The sequence below is a fragment of the Microvirga aerophila genome (genome assembly GCF_003332305.1).
Taxonomy (GTDB): Bacteria; Pseudomonadota; Alphaproteobacteria; order Rhizobiales; family Beijerinckiaceae; genus Microvirga; species Microvirga aerophila.
The window spans coordinates 1-21,471 of record NZ_QOIO01000010.1; the positions used below are offsets into that span (position 1 = coordinate 1).

Consider the following 21,471-nt stretch of genomic DNA (forward strand, 5'->3'; position numbering starts at 1 on the left):
CGAAGTCAGAACGGAGTGGGATCGGCATGGCGAACCTCCATGGCTCGCCAAGTTGAATCACACCCACCCCGACGCAGAAAATCACGAACGAGTCAGCCCTTCAGGGACTTAGTATTACGTACTCTTGAGCATCCCGTTCATGCCTTTGGGATAGAAGCCGCCGCTGTCCGTGCCCGACTTGTCGGTAAGATAGACGATGCGCAGCACCTCTTGCGGGGTTCGACGGAAGACCATGCCGTCCGGCGTCGCGGGGACGAGGTTCGCCTTGCCGTTGCGCTCGATGCCCTGATCCTTGTCGCCAGCGCCGTCGATCTTGTCCCGGGCAGTGGACACAGCATTTGCAGCCTTCTGGGCCTTGTCGCCCATCTGGTAGAGCTGCGAGCGGGCCATGCCCATATGATAGGCCTCGACCGCCAGGATGGCGGCTGCCGCTTCGACGAATTCCTTGCTTTCGAGCAGGGGCGCCGCACCCGCATAGGCCGTCACGCCGACATCTTCGAATAGCATGCCGCCGAGCAGGAAGTTCATGTCGTTGGCGAACGGGTCGAAGTCCGGCATGCCAAGCGCTTCGCGGACAGCCTTGAAGCCGGCGTCGAAATCGATCGTTGGCCGCGAGACGGCTTGGCTCCCGAGGGTCTTGCGATAGAAGCGGACATGCGCAAGCTCATTCTCGGCAAGCTCGTCAGCAAACTCGCGGATTGCCTTGCTCTGGAACGGCACCTTGCTGCCGCCCTTGACCGGACCGGCATCCGGGCCCACGTCCGCTGCCTCGATGCCTTTCCCGGTCGTGGCTCGCAGGTAGTATTCGGCCTCCATGTATTCGAGGTTGAGTGCGAACTGGAAAATGTCCTCGTCCTTGATCTCGGATGACGAGGTGGCTTGAGCATATGCCGTATTCGGCCGATGGAACCGTGTAATGGCCGCTCCCGCACCGAATAGAGCCAAAGCTTGAAGGGATTGCCGGCGAGATAGCTTCGTCAATGCGTTCATAGGACTCTCCTGGATGAGGCCCGCCCCATGACATTGGATGCTCGAAGCCAAGAAAAATTCCCAGATTCAGGCTGCTCATTCGGGCTAAACTGACCTTGTTAGCTCGGCTTCGACCGCCGCGAAGCCCCCTCACCTCATGGCCGGAAGGTGTTGGCGCATAGCTTTCCGTGGCGGCCAGGCATTTGCTGCGCTATGGGGTGAGTGTCCCGAAGCAAAGCACAAGGCCGGGCAAGAAGCCCGCTGGTCTACGGTATCCATGAGGGCCCCGACGACCGATAGCCGTCGTATGAGCAAGGGAACTTGCGGAGGCTGACCGAGGACGAGCCGATCAGACGTGCCGCTAACCCCGCGCGTCTCTCGAATTGCTGATGCGTCGGTGCACCGACGTACTGGCTCGTGTGCGGTGCGGCACACAGCAAACAACCAACGCCAGGCCCAGGGTTGAAATTGCGACAAACTGCGTTCTATTGCGCTACGTTATCTTGTTATAGTTCGTAGCAAGAGATCCTCATTCCCTAGCTGGAGCCTCTTAATGACACTGTATATTCTCAACCCGGCGAACGGTTCCGCAATCGGGACCGAAGGCGACGATATCTTCAGCACACCGATTTCTTCCCCGTATTTCTACGAATCGGACTGGAGCCGGTTCGCTCTTCGCGGCGGCGGCGGAACAGATACGCTGAACCTGAACTATCGCGACACATACGATCTCAGGAAATTCGCGGAATTCTCAGGGGTCGAGATCATCTCGTTCAGCGACCATGGGGCGGATCTCTACCTCTCGGCCCAGCACTTGGCCAGCATCACGCAGATCTCGGGTCCATCGGGTTTTGCTGAAGGCCGGATCTATTTCACCGGCAATGCCGGCCATGCGTTCGACCTACGTGGCAAGGCGTTTTCGGGCAATTACAAGCTGATGAACCCGACATCCGGCTACGCGGATATCATCATCAGCGACAAGAGCCAGCTTCTGGCGGACAACGGCGCTCACCTGAATTTCTCGACGCAATCCGGCGCACGCGTCCGTCTCGTCGGCGGCACGTTTACCGACGCGGAGGAGCAACTGCTTCTCCGTAAAGGCTTCAACTTCACGTGGGACGATAACGACAACGGTGCTGGCAACGCAGCTCCGGTAATCAGTGGCCTTCATGGTGACAAGGTCGCAACTAGCGGCCTGAGCGTCGTTGCGCTTGATATCGGCGCCAATGCTTCGATCTCCGACGACAAGGCCGTTCGCAAGATCACCGTGTCGGTTGTAGGCAGCAATGCCAACGACTTCGTCACTCTCTCACGGAACGCCTTCGACCTCCCCGACGGCGTGAAGGATGGCGGTCGGATTCGCGGACTTGAGACCTTCAACGAGAAGGTCTTCGCCAACTTCGCCAACGTGACGAACTCGTCATTTGAGATCTATTTCAACGGCGAGGCGACGGCGGCGAAAATCAACAAGCTCGTGCAGTCCCTCGTGTACTACAACGACAGCACGGGCGGGCAGACCACACGGCAGGTCAGCATTACCGCCTGGGACGGGGCCGACAAGGCGGCCACCAGCACGGTAACGATTACGCACTCCGGCAACATGACCTCTCCTGTCACCGGTGGACAGACCGACGGCACTGCAAACGCCGACACGATCAAGGGCAGCGCAAAGGCCGACGTGATCTATGGCGGGGCGGGCAACGATACGATCTACGGCGGCGCGGGCAAGGATACCCTGCGTGGTGATGCTGGCAAGGAAATGTTCGTGTTCGACACCAGGCCCAGCAAGTCGAATGTGGACACCATCAAGTCCTACAAGATCGCGGACGATTCCATCTGGCTGGATAACAATGTGTTCACCAAGGTGGGCAGGGGCACCAGCGAAGACCCGAAGAAGCTTGCCGGGAAAGCTTTCTGGACCGGCGACAAGGCGCATGATGCGGACGACCGGATCATCTACAACAAGAAGACCGGCGCGCTGTATTACGATCAGGACGGTACGGGCTCGAAGGCAGCTGTTCAGTTCGCTAAGATCGACAAAGGCCTGAAGATGACGGCGTCAGAGCTCTTCGTGGTGTAAGGAAGCTACTGCCTCTTCAAACATCCGATCACCGGCCTCGCGCCTGTGATCGTCGTGTCGTTCAACAAAAAGCCGTGCCGCATCCAAGCGGCATGGCTACCTTACTTCCGTCCCTTGTCGAACGGGTTCTGCCCTGTTCTGAGCGACACGCGGATCGGAACGCCCGGGAGCTTGAAGGCTTCGCGAATGCTGTTGACCAAATAGCGGGTATAGCTCGTCGGCAGGGCGTCGAGCTGGTTGCCGAAGATCGCGAAATGCGGGGGCCGCGCCTTGATCTGGGTCATGTAACGGATCTTGATCCGGCGGCCGGAGACGGCTGGTGGCGGGTTGGCCTCCTGGGCCTCCGTCAGCCATTGGTTGAGGCGGGCGGTCGATATACGTGTGTTCCAGGTCTCGTAGACCTGGAGGATGGCCTTCATGAGCGGGTCGATGCCGCTTCCGGCCAGGCCCGACAGGGGCACGACCGGCGCACCCCGCACCTGCGGCAGTAGGCGGGTGGCCTTTTCCTTGAGGTCTTTCAAGAGGCCTGGCTGGTCAGCGACCAGATCCCACTTGTTGATACCGATCACAAGGGCGCGGCCCTCCTGCTCCACCAGATCGACGATGGAGAGATCCTGCTTCTCGAACGGGATCGTGGCGTCGAGGAGGATCACCACGACCTCGGCGAACTGAACGGCCCGCAGGGCATCGGCGACTGACAGCTTTTCCAGCTTGTCCTCGACACGGGAGCGCTTGCGCAGGCCCGCGGTGTCGAACAGCTTGATGGCCCGTCCGCGCCATTCCCAGTCGAGGGAGATGGAATCGCGGGTGATGCCCGCTTCAGGCCCCGTCAGCAGGCGTTCTTCCCCCACCATGCGGTTGATCAGGGTGGACTTGCCGGCGTTTGGCCGCCCGACGATGGCGACCTTAAGGGGCTTGTTCGGATCGTCCTCTTCCTCCTCGTCGCCCGGTTCCGGGAAGAACGGCATCAGCGCCTCGAAGAGGTCGGCCAAGCCTTCGCCGTGTTCGGCGGAGAATGGGATCGGATCGCCCAAGCCGAGCGAAAAGGCCTCGTAGGCGCCCGCCATGCCGGCGCCGCCTTCAGCCTTGTTGGCGATAAGGATCACGGGCTTGCCCGAGCGGCGCACCATCTCGGCGAAGGGCCGGTCCGCCGGAAGGATGCCGACGCGCGCATCGACCACGAAGAGGATGATGTCGGCGTCGCCGATGGCGGCTTCGGTCTGGGCGCGCATGCGTCCCAGAAGCGATTCTTCGGTGGATTCTTCCAGCCCGGCCGTGTCGACGATGCGGAATTCGAGGTCGCCCAGGCGCGCTTCGCCTTCGCGGCGGTCGCGGGTGACGCCTGGACGATCGTCCACTAAAGCGAGCTTCTTGCCCACGAGGCGGTTGAAGAGGGTCGATTTGCCGACATTCGGCCGCCCGACAATGGCGACGGTGGGCGTCATGTCTGCCTCTCCTTATTGGGTGACTTGAACGGCGCCGCCCGCCACGAGAGCGGTATAGACGGCCAGCCGCTGCTTGAGGGCGTTCGGCGTCTCGCGGTCGGCGGCGATCTGGTCGAACCAGCGGCCGGCAAAGTCCATGTCGCCGGCTTTCAGGCCTGAAAGGCCCAGAAGCTCGCGGGCGGTGTGACGCCAGGCATTGGTCGGAACGGCGAGGCGCTCGAGTTCGGGACGGATCTTCGACGGATCGGCGGTGTCCAGGCGCAGCCACGCGGCGCGCAGGCGGGCGAGGTCCTGCCAAAGCGGGGCCACGTTGCCGTCTGCCGCCAGGGCGTCATAGGCCGTCGCACCATTGTCCGCGTTCTCGCGGCCGAGTTCACCCGCGAGGCGGAAGCGGGCGAGAAGGCCGTAGCCGGACGGGTTGTCCTTCGCCAGAGCCTCGAGCGCAGCCTCAGCGTCCTTGCTCTTGTCCTCACGGGAAAGCCGCAGGGCGTCCTCGTAACGGGCGGCTGCTGCCTGCGAACGGGTTTCCTGGACATGCTCCCAATAGCGCCAGCCACCGACCGCCACCACCAGGAGGATGGCCGCACCGATGATGACGCCGTTATAGCGCTGCCAGATCTTGGCCACTTGGTCGCGGCGATATTCCTCGTCGACCTCGCGGATGAACTCGTCGTTCGGAGCCATACTCATTCCGCGGCCCATGAAGAGCCGCCTCCTTTATCGAAGTGGGTCGCCTAGCATACGCCCCCGTCCAAGGCGAGAGGCTGTTCACGTCGCAGGCTTCTTCTTTACCACTTGAATAGGGATGAAACGGACCTTTTCACAGGTCCGGACGTAACATTCGCTTACCGGATCGCCGAATTGTCAGCCTCTGGCCGGCAGAACGGGCACGCCGATGAGGGCTGGGTGCAGCCATACCACGAAGGCGATATAGGCCACGGTGCCAATGGCGATCGCAAGCGCATCGTTGCGAAAGCCCGCCGGCGGCTCCAGGGGAGCCCCATGCGGAACTGCCTCGTCCCGGCGCTTTACGCTGATACGGGCCGCAACCGCCCAGGCGAGGAACGACCCGAACAGAAGAATGGATCCAAGGTCGCCGTTGGCCAGAAGGTGGGCAACGGCCCAAATCTTCAGACCGGCCAGCATGGGATGCTTGAGGGTGCGCTTGATCCGGCCCGGCAGATAGGCCGCGGCCAAGCACACGAAGGCGAACCACACCAGCAGCAGCGCCAGATGGCGCGTCCATGTCGGCGGATCCCATACGGGGATGTAACCGGCCTGCCGGTATTGGCTGTAGCCGATAGAGATCAGCACGATACCGGCTAGGGAAGCCAGAGAATACAACCCCTTGTAGGGTCCCTCCCCGATCTTCGCGACCAACTTGCCCCTTCGGTGCCGCGCCATGCTGAAGGCATGGGTACCGAGAAAGACGAACAGGCCGATGATAAGCAGTGTCACAGGCATACCCCTTCGAGTGATAGGAAAGAATAGTCGCTCTTCAGGCGAGACTCCATTCCACCCGTTCGGGCCGATGCCTCGCCGCGCATCGAGGCTCGGGAAGAGCTTTGATTGCTTCACAAAAGCTTGTGGCGTCCATAACTTTTAATGATACGGCTCTTGCGGCACAAAAATATCCCGGCTACTGACCCGGCACCGCTTGATATTAGACTATTGCGGCCCTAGCGCACCGGCGCTGGGTCCGCTAGCTAGGCTGCAACTTCAATCAATAATCAGGGGGAAGATACGGTGAGAGCGCTCCTTCAGCTATCCCGCATTATCGACTCGATCAATGTGCGCGTCGGCAAGACGGCGGCCTGGGCCATCGTGATCGCGGTTCTGGTCTCGGCCATCAACGCCTTTATCCGACGCATCTTCGGCGTCTCGTCCAATGCGTGGCTCGAACTGCAATGGTACCTTTTCGGCGCCACGTTCATGCTCTGCGCCGCCTGGACGCTCCGGGTGAACGAGCATATCCGGATCGACATCATCTCGAACCGGCTCTCGAAGCGCGGGCGCGACAGGATCGACCTGATGGGGCATCTGCTCTTCCTGTTCCCCTTCGTGGCCCTGATGCTGTGGCTGTGCTTCCCCTATTTCTGGAAGTCCTACCAGTCGGGCGAGGTCTCCTCGAATGCGGGCGGCCTGCTGATCTGGCCCGCCAAGGGGCTCATTCTCCTCGGGTTCATCTCCCTGGGCTTCCAGTGGCTCAGCGAGCTCATCAAGCGCGTCGCGATCATGCGCGGTGACCTCGAGGAGCAGGAGGAAGGCGGCCACAGCGCTGAAGCCGAGGCGGAGCGCCTCATTCATGAACTGGTCGATGTGAATGCCCCCGGCGGCGAACCTCCGGGCGACGGCATCCGCTGACCCTGAGCGCCCTGTTTTAGTTTCTCGGAGTTTCCTCCATGGCTGTGCTTCTTGCCCAGAACCTCGCGCCGATCATGTTCGCGGCGCTCGTCGTGTTCCTTCTCCTCGGCTACCCGGTTGCCTTCTCCCTCGCGGCCAACGGCCTGCTGTTCTTCTTCCTGGCGGTCGAACTCGCGCCCTACGCGCCGCAAACGATCACCTTGTCGTGGCCCCTGCTTCAGGCGCTCCCGGACCGGGTCTTCGGCACCATGTCGAACGAGGTGCTGCTCGCCATCCCGTTCTTCACCTTCATGGGATACATCCTCGAACGATCGGGCATGGCGGAAGACCTGCTCGACACGATCGGGCAGCTTTTCGGACCCGTCCGCGGCGGTCTGGCCTATGCGGTCATCTTCGTGGGCGCGCTCCTTGCCGCAACGACAGGCGTGGTGGCGGCCTCGGTGATCTCCATGGGCCTCATCTCCCTGCCGATCATGCTGCGCTATGGCTATGACCGGCGTCTGGCCTCAGGCGTCATCGCGGCCTCCGGCACCCTGGCCCAGATCATCCCGCCGTCCCTCGTTCTCATCGTCATGGCGGACCAGCTCGGCCGATCGGTCGGCGACATGTATGAGGGCGCGTTCCTGCCGGGCCTGATCCTCGCGGGACTCTACGCTGGCTACGTTCTGCTCATGTCGGTATTCTTCCCGAAATCCGCGCCCGGCCTGCCGCCGGAAGCGATCGGCTACCGGGAGCCGAATGGCACGCGCGGCGTGTGGCAACTCGGCATCCTGGTCGTGTTCTCGGGCCTCGTAGGCTATTATGTGCTGTCGCAGACGGAAACGAGGGCCGGCGCGGATTTCGTCATCCTGACGATCTGCGTGGCCACCGTCGTCGCCCTCATCTGCGCCCTCATGAACAAGATGCTCGGCGCTCAGCGCATCGTCATCACGATGATCCTTACCGCCGCTCTTGTGGGGGCTTATGCCTACCTGCACCAGCAGGGTTATGAAGGCTGGGCCCTGACTATGGAAATGGTCATTGCAGGCGTGGTTTATGCACTGGTGGTCAGCACCGTCGAGCGGTTCACGGGTCTGCGGCTCATGTCACGGATGGCCGAACAGGTGACGTTCGTGATGGTGCCTCCGCTGCTGCTGATCTTCCTCGTGCTCGGCACCATCTTCATCGGACTTGCGACGCCGACCGAAGGCGGCGCCATGGGCGCCCTTGGCTCGGTGATCCTGGCTGCCATCAAGCGCCGGCTCGACAACAACCCGAACCGGTTCAACTTCACCATCGTCAGGCAGGCGACGGAAGCGACCGCGAAGCTCTCGGCCTTCGTGCTCTTCATCCTCATCGGCGCCCGCGTGTTCTCCCTCACCTTCTACGGGGTGAACGGCCACGTGTGGGTGGAACATCTTCTGACGTCGCTCCCGGGCGGCCAGGTGGGCTTCCTGATCGTCGTCAACGCCCTGGTGTTCTTCCTGGCGTTCTTCCTGGACTTCTTCGAACTCGCCTTTATCGTCGTCCCGCTTCTAGGACCGGCAGCGGAGAAGCTCGGGATCGACCTGATCTGGTTCGGTGTGATGCTGGGCGTGAACATGCAGACCTCGTTCATGCACCCGCCCTTCGGCTTCGCCCTGTTCTTCCTGCGCTCAGTGGCCCCGAAGGTGCCGTACACGGACCGCCTGACCGGCAAGCGCATGGAACCGGTGACCACCGGCCAGATCTACTGGGGCTCGATTCCCTTCGTGATCATCCAGCTCATCATGGTGGCGATCGTGGTGCTCTTCCCGAACATCGTGATGCACTACAAAGCGGCAGGCCCCGAAGTCGATCCGGCGGCGGTCCAGAAGAAGCTCGACGAACTCCTCGTCCCCGGCCTCGGCGCCCCCGGCGATCCGGGCGGTCTACCCGGCCTCAACTTCGACGAGCCGCCGAAAATCCAGTAAGCGGGTCGTCCCTGATCTCCTAAACCAAAAGGGCAGGCTCTCGCGAACCTGCCCTTTTGCCTTGAAGCTCAATCTTTTCTGAGCTGTGTTTTCTCTTGTCGAGAGGCCTCTGGGGTCTCGTCGGACTGGTCTGCAGATGCAAGATCAGCAACCCACCTGCCGTCGAAGAACTTGTCGGCGTCCCTCGACCATCGAAAGAGGCCGGTCAAAAACTGCCAGAGTGAAATGCGGGGAAACCGCTTCTCGTCATCATCTTGCACGTTCAGCTACCTCAGGCAGGTCGCGAGCGCTGATGCTACAACATCTACGCTGTTGCACATACCGGCCCGAGACTTCGGCAAGCGCTAAGCGCAAGGCCTTACTCCCTCGACAAAACCGACGCCTCATATTGCTCGGCCTTGAAGCCGACAATGATCTGCCCGTCGAGGTCGAGCACCGGGCGCTTGATCATGGACGGCTGGTCCAGCATCAGCGCGATGGCCTTGCTCTCATCGAGACCGGTCTTGTCTGCCTCCGGGAGATTGCGGAAGGTCGTTCCGGCGCGGTTCAGAAGGGTCTCCCAACCGACAATACCAGCCCAGGATTCAAGCCGAGCACGGTCGATCCCTTCAGCCTTATAGTCGTGGAACGTGTAGGCCGCGCCTTTGCTATCGAGCCAAGCGCGGGCTTTCTTCATCGTGTCGCAGTTCTTGATGCCGTAGAGTGTAACGGCCGGCTTGGACGCCATCGCCTATTCCCACTCGATGGTGCCGGGCGGCTTCGACGTGATGTCGTAGGTGACCCGGTTGATGCCCTTGACCTCGTTGATGATGCGGGTGGCGACGCGGCCCAGGAAAGCCATGTCGAACGGGTAGAAATCCGCCGTCATGCCGTCCACCGAGGTCACGGCGCGCAGCGCGCAGACATGGTCGTAGGTGCGCCCGTCGCCCATGACGCCCACGGTCTTGACCGGCAGCAGCACCGCAAAGGCCTGCCAGATCTTGTCGTAGAGGCCGGCCTTGCGGATCTCGTCGAGATAGATCGTGTCGGCCTTGCGCAGGATGTCGAGCTTTTCCCGGGTGATCTCGCCGGGGACGCGAATGGCCAGACCAGGCCCAGGGAAGGGGTGGCGGCCCACGAAGGCCTCCGGGAGACCGAGCTCACGGCCCAGCACCCTCACCTCGTCCTTGAAGAGCTCGCGCAGGGGTTCCACGAGCTTCATGTTCATGCGCTCGGGCAAACCGCCCACATTGTGGTGGCTCTTGATCGTTACGGAAGGTCCACCCGTGAACGACACGCTCTCGATCACGTCCGGGTAGAGCGTGCCTTGCGCCAGGAACTCGGCTCCGCCGATCTTCTTAGCTTCCTCGTCGAACACGTCGATGAAGAGCTTGCCGATGGTCTTGCGCTTGACCTCCGGGTCGGACACGCCCTCGAGCGCGCCGATGAATAGCTCCTGCGCCTGCACGTGAACCAGCGGGATGTTGTAGGAATCGCGGAACAGGGTGACGACCTGCTCGGCTTCCGCCGCCCGCAGGAGTCCGTGATCCACGAACACGCAGGTGAGCTGGTCACCGATGGCTTCATGGATGAGGACGGCAGCCACCGCCGAGTCGACGCCGCCCGACAGGCCGCAGATCACCCTGCCCTTGCCCACTTGGGCGCGGACGCGTTCGATGGCCTCCTCCCGGAAGGCCTTCATGGTCCAGTCGCCCTTGCAGCCTGCGATATCGCGCACGAAGTTGCGGATCAGCTGTGCGCCTTGGGGCGTATGCACCACCTCAGGATGGAACTGGACGCCGTAATATTTATGGCCCTCGTCCGCCACAACCGCGAAGGGAGCGTTTTCGGAGGCCGCAAGCACTTCGAAACCCTCGGGCAGCTTGGTGACTCGGTCGCCATGGCTCATCCACACCGGGTATTTCTTTCCCACCTGCCACACGCCCTGGAACAGCGGGCTTTCCGTCAGCACCTCGATCTCGGCGCGGCCGAACTCGGAATGGTGCCCGCCCTCGACCTCGCCGCCGAGCTGCGCCGCCATGGTTTGTTGTCCGTAGCAGATGCCGAAGACCGGCAGACCCGTCTCAAAGAGTTCTTTCGGGGCCCGAGGCGAGGCATCCGTTGTGACCGATTCCGGTCCGCCCGAGAGGATGACGCCCTTGGGTTTCATCTCCCGGATGGCCTCGGCGGCCTTCTGAAACGGCACCACCTCGGAATAGACCCCGTCCTCACGCACCCGGCGGGCGATGAGCTGGGTTACCTGGGATCCGAAATCAACGATGAGGATCTTGTCGTGGGACTGGGTCATGGCGAGGTGCTTCAAGGCCTTCGGGCTAAATTCGAAACGGTTGTGAGGGTCGATTACGGATTTCTCCGCAGAACGGCAACGTAAAACCCGTCTGTGCCTGTCCGGAGCGGTGTCATCTGCAGCCCGAGAGCGGTGGGACGGATCGATTGTTCGAGATGGCTCAAGCCCGCGGTTTGCAGGATTTCCGAAACCAGAACAGGCGAGAATCCGGTCTTGCGCTCCATCAAAGCGATCAGCGCGTCGTCGTTCTCTTCCGGCAGGATCGAGCAGGTGATGTAGACGATGCGGCCGCCGGGCCTCACGAGGGAGGCGGCCCGGTCGAGAACGGTTGCCTGTTCCTTCAGCCTGGTCTCGAGGCTTCCGGGACGCAGCCGCCACTTTGCATCCGGGTTGCGCCGCCAGGTGCCGACGCCCGTGCAAGGCGCATCCACCAGCACACAGTCGATCTTGCCGTTGAGGTCGGTCACCGCATCCGCCTTGGCGCGCGGAGTTCGGACCTGGACGTTGCGAACCCCTGCCCTGGTCAGGCGGTCATGGATGGGCGCGAGGCGCCTTGCATCCGAATCGGTGGCGTAGATCTGGCCGTGATTGTCCATCAGTGCCGCGAGAGCGAGGGTCTTGCCCCCGCCTCCGGCGCAGAGGTCCACCACCTGCTCGCCGGGCTTCACGGCAGACAGCAAGGCCGCAAGCTGAGAGCCTTCGTCCTGGATCTCGATCCAACCCTTTATGAATTCCGGCTCTGACTGCACGGCCGGGCCGCGCCCGTCCTCGCTGGGGGCGATCCGCAACCCTAGAGGCGACAACGGGGCCTCGATGGCGCCGAGATGCGGCAGGGCATCGTGCGCCTCCTCCCGGGAGGCAACTTTCAGGGTGTTCACCCGCAGGTCGAGGGGCGCGCGGGCCGCAAGCCCCTGAAGTTCGGGCACGGTATCATCCCCGAAGAGGCGCTTGAGCGAGGGTTCGATCCAGTCCGGGAAATCCCCGGCCACATGGGCAGGAGCATCATCGAGCCGCGCCGATTCCAGCCGCTCCCGCTCAGCCGCCGACAGAGGTTCGGGCGCAAACCGCTCTCCGGTAAAGAGCGCCGCGATGGCTTGGAGATCGAGGCCCCGCTGAAGCCGCAGCATGCCGAGCACGACGCTCCGGGGCGAGGTATCCTGCATGATCCAGCCGGCCGAGGCCTTCCGCCTGAGCGCGTCATAAACGAGGCTCGCGATGGCGGCCCTGTCCTTCGAACCGGCGAAGCGGTGGGACAGGCCCCAATCCTTGAGAGCGTCCGCGGCCGGACGCCGGCGGGTCTCGATATCGCCAAGAACCTCGATGGCGGCGGAGATGCGCGCAGCCGGCGTCATTGGACTATCACACCCGAGCTTGGCCGTATATTCGACACAATGTAACCCTCTGTCGTTTCTCATCCCGCCTGAGGGCAGGGATGCACGTGCAATCCGCACGAAAGCCTATTTGGAGCTCTTCGCCATGTTGATCAGTCTGACCCGCATCGTCACTGTCGGCCTCACCCTCGCCATTGCCGCATGCGCCACCGCGCCCGCCGTGGACCTCACTCCGCCGCCCCGCAAGGCTTACGATGCCAAGACGCAGCTGGAAAGCGGCCGTCGCATGTAGTGCGCGAGGCGGGCGGGGTGAACACGATCCCGCCCTGCCCCTTTAGATCCCTGCCTCGGCGGCGAAGATCCGCAGGGCGAAGATGATCCACATGAGCATGAGGATCAGCGCGCCAATTAGGAACGCCATGAAGCGGTGGGACAACCGGTTCGAAGTCGTGTGGATGAACGCATGCACGAGCCGGGTGACCACGAACATCCAGGATAGCACCACGAAAACGAGGTCCGCCTTCCGGGTGATCAACGCCAACGCCACCAGTACGTAGAACAGCACCGGCAACTCGAACTGGTTGTGATAGCTGTTGGCGATCTGCTGCGTCCGCGTAGGCCAGTTGCGCTCACCCAGGGAGACGTCCTTCACCTTGACTTCGCCGGCCTTGAGCCGGGAAAGCCGCGAGCGGCCCATCGAGACCAGCAGGACAAACGTCAGGGCAATCTGGACGAGGACGGGCAGAAGGACGGCAGTGACGCTCATGACTCGACTCAGCTACGCGTAGGATAGTTCGGGCTCTCCCGCGTGATCGTCACGTCGTGGACGTGGCTCTCCCGCAGGCCCGCATTGGTGATGCGGATGAACTGAGCCTTTTCCCGGAATTCCTGCAAGTTCGGTGCGCCCACATAGCCCATGGAAGCGCGAAGGCCGCCGGCAAGCTGGTGCAGCACCGCGGAGACAGGACCCTTATAACCCACCTGACCCTCGATGCCCTCCGGCACGAGCTTGAGGGTGTCGCGCACCTCGGCCTGGAAGTAGCGGTCCGCCGAGCCGCGGGCCATGGCCCCGACTGAGCCCATGCCGCGGTAGGACTTATAGGAGCGGCCCTGGTAGAGGAACACCTCGCCAGGGGTCTCGTCCGTTCCGGCGAGCAGCGACCCCACCATGGCGCAGGACGCGCCCGCTGCGAGCGCCTTGGCTAGGTCGCCCGAAACCTTGATGCCACCGTCGGCGATCACCGGGATATCCGCATCCATCGCCGCCTCGACCGCTTCCATGATAGCGGTAAGCTGGGGCACGCCCACGCCCGCCACGATCCGGGTGGTGCAGATGGAGCCGGGGCCGATGCCCACCTTCACGGCATCCGCGCCCGCATCGATGAGGGCCTTCGCGCCCTCCCGGGTGGCCACGTTTCCGGCGATCACCTGGACAGCGTTGGACAGTTTCTTCACCCGGGTCACGCTCTCCAGCACCTTGACGGAATGGCCGTGGGCCGTGTCGACCACGATGACGTCGCAGCCGGCGTCGATGAGCATCTCGGACCGCGCGAAGCCCTGTTCGCCCGTCGTGGTGGCGGCGGCTACCCGCAGGCGCCCCTGCTCGTCCTTGGCGGCGCTCGGGTAGGCGACCTGCTTCTCGATGTCCTTGACGGTGATCAGGCCGATGCAGCGGAAATGGTCGTCCACCACCAGAAGCTTCTCGATGCGGAACTGGTGCAGGAGGCGGCGCGCCTCGTCCTGGCTCACGCCCTCGCGAACCGTGATGAGGCGGTCCTTGGTCATCAGCTCGGAGACGGGCTGCGCCGGGTTGTTGGCGAAGCGCACGTCCCGGTTCGTCAGGATGCCCACGAGCTTGCCCTTCGAGCCGCCGGGGCCGCGCTCGACTACAGGAATCCCCGAGATGCCGTTGTGCTTCATCATGGCGAGCGCATCGGCCAGGGTCTCGTCCGGGTGGATGGTAATCGGGTTCATGACCATGCCCGACTCGTAGCGCTTCACGAGGCGAACCTGCTCGGCCTGAGCTTCCGGCTCGAGATTGCGGTGGATTACCCCGAGGCCGCCGTTCTGGGCCATGGCGATGGCCATGCGGGCTTCGGTGACCGTGTCCATGGCGGAGGCGATGATCGGAAGATTGAGGCTGATGGTCTGGGTCAGTCGGGTGGCGACATTCACATCACCGGGCAGAACCTCGGAGCGACCGGGCCGAAGCAACACGTCATCGAAGGTCAGTCCCTCGATGAGGCGATCGGCGAAAATGGAGGCCATGGCCAACTCCTTGAAAAGATGCGTGAACGGATGAGCTTTGCAGCGAAGAGAGTTGGCGAGGGTCCGTAGCACGGGCTTTCGATTTCGCAAAGCGTTCCAGGGTGCGTTCACAGAAGATCTGCCGTGCATTCAGGACCTTTGCATTCGCAAGACTGGGCGCTAAGTCCCACAGGTCATGCGTCAATCACGCCTCCTCCCCCTGATCATCGCCACCGCCCTTTTCATGGAGAACACGGATTCCACCGTGATCGCCACGTCCCTGCCGGTGATCGCGCAGGATCTGGGCGAGGACCCGATCGCGCTCAAACTTGCGCTGACATCCTATCTGGTGAGCCTCGCCATCTTCATCCCGATCTCCGGCTGGATGGCCGACAGGTATGGGGCCCGGACCGTGTTCCGCACTGCCCTCGTCGTGTTCATGGCCGGATCGCTCGCCTGCGCGGGCGCGAACTCCCTTGAGTGGTTCGTGATCGCCCGGTTCCTGCAAGGCATGGGCGGGGCCATGATGGTGCCGGTCGGGCGCCTCGTGATCCTGCGCAGCGTTCCGCGAAGCGAACTGGTCCAGGCGTTGGCGACACTCACGATCCCCGCCCTCGTGGGGCCCGTCGTTGGCCCGCCGCTGGGCGGTTTCATCACGACCTATTTCGACTGGCGCTGGATTTTCTTCATCAACATCCCGATCGGCATCCTCGGGGTGGCGCTGTCGACGGCGTTCATTCCCAACATCAAGGAAACCGACACCCCGCCCCTCGATTTCATCGGCTTTCTGCTCTCGGGCATAGGGCTCGCCCTCCTAATGTTAGGCCTTGCGTCCGGCGGCCGGCATCTCATTCCGGTCTCGGTGTCGGTGGGCTGCACCGTCGTGGGTGCGGTCTGTCTTGTGCTTTACATCTGGCACGCGCGCCGGACGCCCTACCCGGTCCTGAAGCTCGGACTGTTGAAAATTCCGACGTTTCGGGCCAGCGTTCTCGGGGGCACCCTTTTCCGCATCGGGATCGGCGCAATCCCGTTCCTGCTGCCCCTGATGCTCCAGATCGGATTCGGACTGAATCCGCTCGCCTCGGGCTCGCTGACCTTCGTGGCGGCGGTCGGCGCACTGTTCATGAAGACCATGGCGAAGCGGATCCTGGAGCGGACCGGCTTTCGCATGCTGCTGACTGTCAACGCGATCATCGGCTCGCTCTTCCTCGCCGCGAATGGGCTTTTCACGCCGTCGACACCCTATTGGCTCATCATGCTGCTTCTGTTCGTGGGCGGCTGCTTCCGGTCGCTCCAGTTCACAAGCCTCAACGCCATCGCCTATGCGGACGTCTCCAACCGGGACATGAGCTATGCGACAGGTCTTTCGAGCGTGGCGCAGCAGCTCGCTCTCAGCATCGGCGTCGCCCTCGGAGCCTTCGCGCTCGAAACAGCCGCCGCGGCGCGAGGCACAACGCAGATCACGGCGGCGGATTTCGGCCCTGCCTTCTGGACGGTCGCGGTTGTCGCAAGCCTTTCGGCCTTCGTATTCTTCCGTCTGGACCCGGGCGCCGGCGCCGAGATGTCCGGTCACCGCACAGTCTCCAGTAAACTCCCCGCGACCGGGATGGGGGACGGGATGGAAGGCCGATAGGATCGCGCTATCGTTGGCGCGTCCAGACGGAGGCCCTCATGGATCAACGCATCATCGACCTTTATGACGATTATACCCATGGCGGCATGAACCGCCGCACTTTCCTCGACCGTCTCGCCGCCATGGTGGGAAGCGTCGCGGGAGCAACGGCGCTCATGCCGGTCCTGCAGAATAATTATGCGCATGCCCAGACCGTGCCTGAAGGCGATGCCCGCATCACGGCCGAGATGGTCGACATCCCCGGCGCGCAGGGCCTCAAGGGCTATCTCGTGAAGCCGAAGGCCGGTGGCGACAAGCTGCCGACGGTGATCGTCATCCACGAGAACCGGGGCCTCAACCCGCACATCAAGGACGTCACGCGCCGCATGGCAACCGAGGGCTTCATAGCCTTGGGCGTCGATTACCTTTCGCCCATGGGCGGCACCCCGGCGGACGAGGAGAAGGGCCGCGAAATGATCGGCCAGCTCAAGCAGCCCGACGTGATCTCATACGGCAAGGCGGCGGTGGCCTATCTGAAGGGCCGTCCCGACAGCAACAGCAAGGTCGGGGCGATCGGCTTCTGCTGGGGCGGCGGCGCGGTCAACAACCTTGCGGTGAACGAACCTAACCTGTCCGCGGGCCTCGCCTATTACGGCGGCCAGCCGAAGGCCGAGGACGTGCCGAAGATCCAGGCTGCGCTCATGCTGCACTACGCGGGGCTCGACGAGCGCATCAATGCCGGCATTCCAGCCTACGACGCGGCGTTGAAGCAGGCCGGAAAGACCTACGAAATCCACCTCTATGAGGGTGCGAACCACGCCTTCAACAACGACACCAACGCGGCCCGCTACGACAAGGACGCGGCAGATCGAGCATGGCAACGGACGGTGGCGTTCCTGAAGAAGAATTTGGGCTGAGCTCCGTCATGGCCGCACTTGTTGCGGCCATCCACGCCTTGGAGCCGCGATGCCGCAAAGGCGTGGATCCCCAGAACTAGTCCGGGGATGACAGCGAGGATCAATCCTCGAACGCCTCCACCTGCACCCGCCGCCCGATCATGAACGCGTCCGCCACGAGGCGGAACGGGGCGTCGTCCACGTCGGAGCGGCGCTCGTTCAGGAGCGTGTCGAAGCTCTGATAGATGCCCGCATATTCCTCGGAGGGCTCATCGACCATCAGCTTGCCGCCGATCTCTAGTTTGGTCCCGCCCTCCCGCAGCGCTAGGGCAAGCCCTTGCACGGTCTCGACCTCGATATCCCAGGTCTGCGGTCCGGTCTGGCGCCAGTCGAAAACAGCCTGGAGGTCTGCGGCGCCGTGGGCGGCCGAAAATTGGATGTTGGCCGCGATGGGTGCATCCCGATTGGCGGGGAACTGGAGGTCGGCCTTCTGGATGAAAACCGGCTCGGGCATGATGCAGGTCACGATCGAAAGGGCGTTGATGCCCGGGTCGAACACGCCGAAGCCGCCTGCTTGCCAGATCCATTCCTGGCCGGGGTGCCAATGGCGCACGTCCTCCTTCCAGGTGACCAGAAGCCGCTTGATCTCCCAGCCGGCGAGCGCCTTCTTGGCTTCGTGGACGGCCTTGTTGTACTGGGCGTGCCACGTGGTGAAGACTGTCCTGCCGACCTTGTCGGCCACCAGCTTCAAGTCGTACAGCTCGCTCAGGGTCGCCGCGGGTGGCTTTTCCAGCAGCACACTCCTGCCCGCGAGAAGCGCCTCGCGGGCGATCTGGTAGCGCACCTGGGGCGGCGTGCAGATGGCGACCGCCTCGATTTCCGGGACCTCCTTCAGCATCTCCCGGTAGTCCTGAAAGGCGTGCTTGGCCTCGTCGGGCTTCAACCCGCGCTGGCTTGCGACGGCCACGAGCTCGAAGTCAGGGTTCGCCTTGATGTTCGGGAGATGCTGGTCCTGGGCAATCTTGCCGAAGCCGATGATTCCGATCTTGTGCGCCATTCGTCTGGTCCCTCATGCTGCGACCTGACGGAGATAGCGCCCGTCAGTCCGAAAGCGACTGAACCGCCGCTCCGCGAAAACCTGTCGCCATCACGTAGAGTTCCGCCGAGTCCGCGCGGCTCGCCGCCGGCTTGACGTGGCGCACCACCGCGAAGTCGCGCTTGAGATCGGCCAGAAGCTCGCTCTCCGTCCCGCCCTGGAACACCTTGGCGATGAAGACACCGCCCGGAGCCAGGATTTCCCTGGCGAAATAGATGGCCGCTTCGGCCAATCCCATGATCCGCAGGTGATCGGTCTTCTTGTGACCGGTGGTGTTGGCCGCCATGTCCGACATGACTACGTCGGCCGGGCCGCCCAGCATCTCGATGAGCTTGCCGGGAGCGGATTCGTCCAGGAAGTCGAGCTCGATGAACTCGACCCCCGGCATGGGATCGATGGGCAGGAGGTCGATGCCGACCACCTTGCCCTTGGGGCCGACCTTGCGCGCGGCGATCTGGGACCAGCCGCCCGGAGCGGCGCCAAGATCCACCACGCGCTGGCCGGTTTTCAGCAGATGGTACTTCTCGTCGATCTCAAGGAGCTTATAGGCCGCGCGGGAGCGATAGCCTTCGCGCTTGGCGCGGGCCACGTAAGGATCGTTGAGCTGGCGCTCGAGCCACTTCTGGGACGAGAGGGAGCGCTTGTTCGCCGTCTTCACCCGCTGCTTGAGATTGCGGGTGCCCGAGCCAGGTTTGCTGCTCACCGTTGGCTTCCCTTCCGCCAGACAGAATCCTCTCTCATCATGTTCATCAAAATTCCTTCGCGCAGTCCACGGTCGGCGATGCGCAGCCGGTCCGACGGGAAAGCCCGCCGGATCGCTTCTAGAATGGCGCAGCCCGCCAGCACCAGATCGGCGCGATCCCTTCCGATGCAAGGATTGGCGGCCCGCTGTTCGAAATCGGAATACAGGAGACGGTCGATAACGGTCGAGATCTCGCCGTTGCGCATCCACATGCCATCGACCCGTCTGCGGTCGTAGCGGGCGAGCCCAAGATGGATCCCACCTACGGTCGTGACGGTGCCCGACGTGCCCAAGAGATGAAAGTTCGTGGCCTGCCCGGCCTTTGAGGCCGCGAGGGTGAAATCGAGAAGGAGCTCCGTCACCTCCTCGACCATTCCCTCGAAGCTCTCGCGGGTCACGTCGATGCCGCCGTGGCGCTCGGCCAGGGTCACGACTCCGACAGGGAGCGAATCCCAGGCTCGCACACGCGTGCAGGGATCCGCGAAAGCGTGCGGCGGAGCGCCGTCGAGCCAGGCGATCTCGGTGGAGCCGCCGCCGATGTCGAACACGATGACCGATTCGGCTTTCGGGTCCGCCAGGGCGGCGCATCCGGTCACGGCCAGGAAGGCTTCCGTCTTGCGATCGACCACTTCGAGTTCGAGATCGAGTTCGTCCCGGACCCGTTCAATGAAAGCCGGGCCGTTCTCGGCGAGACGGCAGGCCTCGGTGGCGACGAGGCGGGCCCGCGCCACGTCCTTGGCCTGCATCTTGTCGCGGCACACGCGCAGAGCCTCGATGGTTCTGTCGATGGCCTCCTCGCTCAACTGGTTGCCGAGACCGAGTCCTTCGCCCAGCCGAACGATCCGTGAAAACGCATCCACGACCCGGAACCCGAAATGGGCAGGCTCTGCAATGAGAAGACGGCAGTTGTTGGTGCCGAGGTCGAGCGCCGCATAGCTTCTGGAGGAGCTGCGCCGCGGCTGGTTCCTGCTCGCCGTGTTCGGCCGATCCGCGAGCCAGGTCGGCCTGGCCTCAGACCCAGCAAGCGGGTCCGCCCGGCGCTCTCCCGTCTCGGCAGTCGCGTCGTGTTTCACGGTCAAACCAGAATCCTTGAGCATCCAGGGCGGGATGCTTTTCGTTCATGAGAGTAACAACCGCCCGGCGTTTCTGCCAAGGGCAGGCGCAAAGTTTATAGGGATAGCCTTTTAGGCATCATGCCTTGAAACCGCGCAAGCGCTCGGTCAGTCCGGCCAGCACGTCGGCCCCCACATTGGCGAAAGCGACCCGCAGATGCCCCTCCTGCCCCGGCCCGAAATAGCTGCCCGGCAGGCAAAGGACGCCCCGTTCGGTCGCAAGCTTCTCGGCTACAGCCTGGGCGGTCTTCTCCGGGAAAGGGTGCCGCAGATACGCGAAATAGGCGCCCACCGACTCGATCCGCCATTCGGGCAGCGGCGCCAGCGCCTGCCGGAAGACCTGCGCGCGGTGGTTGATCTCCGACCGGTTCTCGTCCCGCCAGTCCCTCAAGGACTCGATGGCCCAGGGCAGCGCGGCCTGCGCCGTTCGCGGCGCACAGATCTGAATGCAGTCGAGGATCTTGGCGATCTGCTCCACCAGCGCCGCATCGGCCGTAATGGCTCCCGTGCGGTGGCCGGGAATCGCATACGATTTCGAGAAGGAATAGAGCTGGACAACGGTGCTGCGCCATTCATGCGAGGTGAAAAGCCCGTGAGGCCTGTTCACTCCGCTTGGTAGAAAGTCGCGATAAGTTTCGTCCACGACGAGGTAAATTCCCCGCCTCATGCATAGCTCGGCAAAGCCTTCGACCACATGGGCCGGATAGACCGCCCCGGTCGGGTTATTAGGCGTCACGAGGACAATAGCCTTCACACCGCTGTCGATGAGAGCCTCGGCATCCTCGAATCGCGGCACAAACCCGGCCTCGGGCCGGCACGGCAGCGGGCGCGGCTCGATTCCCAGCATGTCGAGGCTCATTTGGTGATTGAAGTACCAGGGCGTGGGCAGCAGCACCGCGTCTCCCTGGCGGGCCAGCGCCATCATGGTGGCGAAGAACGCCATGTTGCACCCAGCTGTCACAGCCGTGTCGTCGGGCTCGATTCGACCCTCGTAGATCCGCGCGAGATCGGCAGCATAGGCCTGCCTGAGGGGCCCATCGCCGCTGATCGGGCCATATTGCGCGCCGCCTGCCGATCCGGCGCTCGCCGCGAGCCTTTCGAGCATGCCGGGGTGGGGCGGGTTGCCGGGCACCGCCTGGGACAGGTTGATCAGCGGCCCGAAGGTCCCGTCATAGCGCCTCGTCCAGCTCTGCGCCTCCGGGATGGGAGGGCTTCCCACATCCGCCACGAGGGGACTGATGGGATTCAAGAGGCCGCTCGCCATGTAGGCTCCCGAGTGCTGGAAAAACGAAGAAGGACAGGAGGTCGGGCGAGGGTGTCGCCAAACGTCCTATCCTTCAAGGGTCGATGACGGAGAGT

19 protein-coding genes are annotated in these 21,471 nt (G+C 63.2%); 6 read left to right on the top strand and 13 right to left on the bottom strand.

The features are described 5' to 3' along the window. Positions 1–114 precede the first annotated feature (114 nt). The gene (locus DRB19_RS07195; protein ID WP_114185365.1) at positions 115–990 is read right to left on the bottom strand and encodes a ferritin-like domain-containing protein; all 876 of its coding nucleotides are present in this window, start codon (positions 988–990) and stop codon (positions 115–117) included. Between the two features lie 532 nt (positions 991–1,522). Here DRB19_RS07195 and DRB19_RS07200 point away from each other — a divergent pair. Beyond that, positions 1,523–3,049: a calcium-binding protein gene (locus DRB19_RS07200; RefSeq protein ID WP_114185366.1), complete on the top strand. Its 1,527-nt coding sequence runs from the start codon at positions 1,523–1,525 to the stop codon at positions 3,047–3,049. 101 nt (positions 3,050–3,150) lie between these two features. Here DRB19_RS07200 and der read toward each other — a convergent pair whose 3' ends face one another. The 3 genes from der to DRB19_RS07215 all read right to left on the bottom strand — a co-directional run bounded on the left by der (position 3,151) and on the right by DRB19_RS07215 (position 5,952). Continuing rightward, positions 3,151–4,494, bottom strand: coding sequence for a ribosome biogenesis GTPase Der (gene der / locus DRB19_RS07205; protein ID WP_114185367.1), 1,344 nt, complete (start codon positions 4,492–4,494; stop codon positions 3,151–3,153). A gap of 12 nt (positions 4,495–4,506) precedes the next feature. After that, the gene (locus tag DRB19_RS07210; RefSeq protein WP_114185368.1) at positions 4,507–5,178 is read right to left on the bottom strand and encodes a tetratricopeptide repeat protein; all 672 of its coding nucleotides are present in this window, start codon (positions 5,176–5,178) and stop codon (positions 4,507–4,509) included. A gap of 180 nt (positions 5,179–5,358) precedes the next feature. Further along, positions 5,359–5,952 (bottom strand): NnrU family protein, encoded by a 594-nt coding sequence (locus DRB19_RS07215; protein WP_174799922.1) that lies wholly within the window; start codon positions 5,950–5,952, stop codon positions 5,359–5,361. Between the two features lie 288 nt (positions 5,953–6,240). On the opposite strand from DRB19_RS07215, the gene DRB19_RS07220 reads away from it, so the two are divergent. Further along, positions 6,241–6,858, top strand: a complete 618-nt coding sequence (locus tag DRB19_RS07220; RefSeq protein WP_114185370.1) for a TRAP transporter small permease subunit — start codon at positions 6,241–6,243, stop codon at positions 6,856–6,858. Between the two features lie 38 nt (positions 6,859–6,896). Continuing rightward, entirely contained in the window at positions 6,897–8,789 is a 1,893-nt protein-coding gene (locus DRB19_RS07225) for a TRAP transporter large permease (protein WP_114185371.1), read from the top strand. A gap of 358 nt (positions 8,790–9,147) precedes the next feature. On the opposite strand, the gene DRB19_RS07235 is transcribed toward DRB19_RS07225, so the two are convergent. Genes DRB19_RS07235 through DRB19_RS07245 form a run of 3 tightly spaced genes read right to left on the bottom strand, consistent with a single transcriptional unit; the run spans position 9,148 to position 12,428 of the window. After that, positions 9,148–9,516, bottom strand: a complete 369-nt coding sequence (locus DRB19_RS07235) for an ArsC family reductase (RefSeq protein WP_114185373.1) — start codon at positions 9,514–9,516, stop codon at positions 9,148–9,150. A 3-nt stretch (positions 9,517–9,519) separates the two neighbouring features. Next, positions 9,520–11,076 carry a glutamine-hydrolyzing GMP synthase gene (guaA, locus tag DRB19_RS07240; RefSeq protein ID WP_114185374.1) on the bottom strand — a complete coding sequence of 519 codons (1,557 nt, stop codon included), beginning with the start codon at positions 11,074–11,076 and terminating at the stop codon, positions 9,520–9,522. Positions 11,077–11,129: 53 nt separating this feature from the next. Next, on the bottom strand, positions 11,130–12,428 hold the full coding sequence (locus DRB19_RS07245) for an RsmB/NOP family class I SAM-dependent RNA methyltransferase (RefSeq protein WP_114185375.1): 1,299 nt from the start codon (positions 12,426–12,428) through the stop codon (positions 11,130–11,132). Between the two features lie 124 nt (positions 12,429–12,552). On the opposite strand from DRB19_RS07245, the gene DRB19_RS30585 reads away from it, so the two are divergent. Beyond that, positions 12,553–12,699, top strand: a complete 147-nt coding sequence (locus tag DRB19_RS30585; RefSeq protein WP_170148912.1) for a hypothetical protein — start codon at positions 12,553–12,555, stop codon at positions 12,697–12,699. A 42-nt stretch (positions 12,700–12,741) separates the two neighbouring features. On the opposite strand, the gene DRB19_RS07250 is transcribed toward DRB19_RS30585, so the two are convergent. Both DRB19_RS07250 and guaB read right to left on the bottom strand, forming a co-directional pair. Further along, the gene (locus tag DRB19_RS07250) at positions 12,742–13,173 is read right to left on the bottom strand and encodes an MAPEG family protein (protein ID WP_114185376.1); all 432 of its coding nucleotides are present in this window, start codon (positions 13,171–13,173) and stop codon (positions 12,742–12,744) included. 8 nt (positions 13,174–13,181) lie between these two features. Next, complete coding sequence (guaB, locus tag DRB19_RS07255; RefSeq protein ID WP_114185479.1) at positions 13,182–14,675, bottom strand: IMP dehydrogenase; 1,494 nt, start codon at positions 14,673–14,675, stop codon at positions 13,182–13,184. A gap of 175 nt (positions 14,676–14,850) precedes the next feature. Between guaB and DRB19_RS07260 the strand changes: the two genes are divergently transcribed. Both DRB19_RS07260 and DRB19_RS07265 read left to right on the top strand, forming a co-directional pair. Continuing rightward, a complete protein-coding gene (locus DRB19_RS07260; protein WP_114185377.1) occupies positions 14,851–16,287 on the top strand; it encodes an MDR family MFS transporter in 1,437 nt (478 codons plus the stop codon). 38 nt (positions 16,288–16,325) lie between these two features. Next, positions 16,326–17,183, top strand: coding sequence for a dienelactone hydrolase family protein (locus tag DRB19_RS07265; protein ID WP_114185378.1), 858 nt, complete (start codon positions 16,326–16,328; stop codon positions 17,181–17,183). A gap of 100 nt (positions 17,184–17,283) precedes the next feature. Here DRB19_RS07265 and DRB19_RS07270 read toward each other — a convergent pair whose 3' ends face one another. The 4 genes from DRB19_RS07270 to DRB19_RS07285 all read right to left on the bottom strand — a co-directional run bounded on the left by DRB19_RS07270 (position 17,284) and on the right by DRB19_RS07285 (position 21,376). Continuing rightward, positions 17,284–18,219, bottom strand: coding sequence for a Gfo/Idh/MocA family protein (locus DRB19_RS07270; protein ID WP_114185379.1), 936 nt, complete (start codon positions 18,217–18,219; stop codon positions 17,284–17,286). Positions 18,220–18,262: 43 nt separating this feature from the next. Continuing rightward, positions 18,263–18,961: an RlmE family RNA methyltransferase gene (locus DRB19_RS07275; RefSeq protein WP_114185380.1), complete on the bottom strand. Its 699-nt coding sequence runs from the start codon at positions 18,959–18,961 to the stop codon at positions 18,263–18,265. Next, entirely contained in the window at positions 18,958–20,079 is a 1,122-nt protein-coding gene (locus DRB19_RS07280) for a Ppx/GppA phosphatase family protein (RefSeq protein WP_245439312.1), read from the bottom strand. The genes DRB19_RS07275 and DRB19_RS07280 overlap by 4 nt, the downstream gene beginning before the upstream one ends. Before the next feature lie 112 nt (positions 20,080–20,191). Further along, a complete protein-coding gene (locus tag DRB19_RS07285) occupies positions 20,192–21,376 on the bottom strand; it encodes an aminotransferase (RefSeq protein ID WP_114185382.1) in 1,185 nt (394 codons plus the stop codon). Positions 21,377–21,471: the final 95 nt, after the last annotated feature.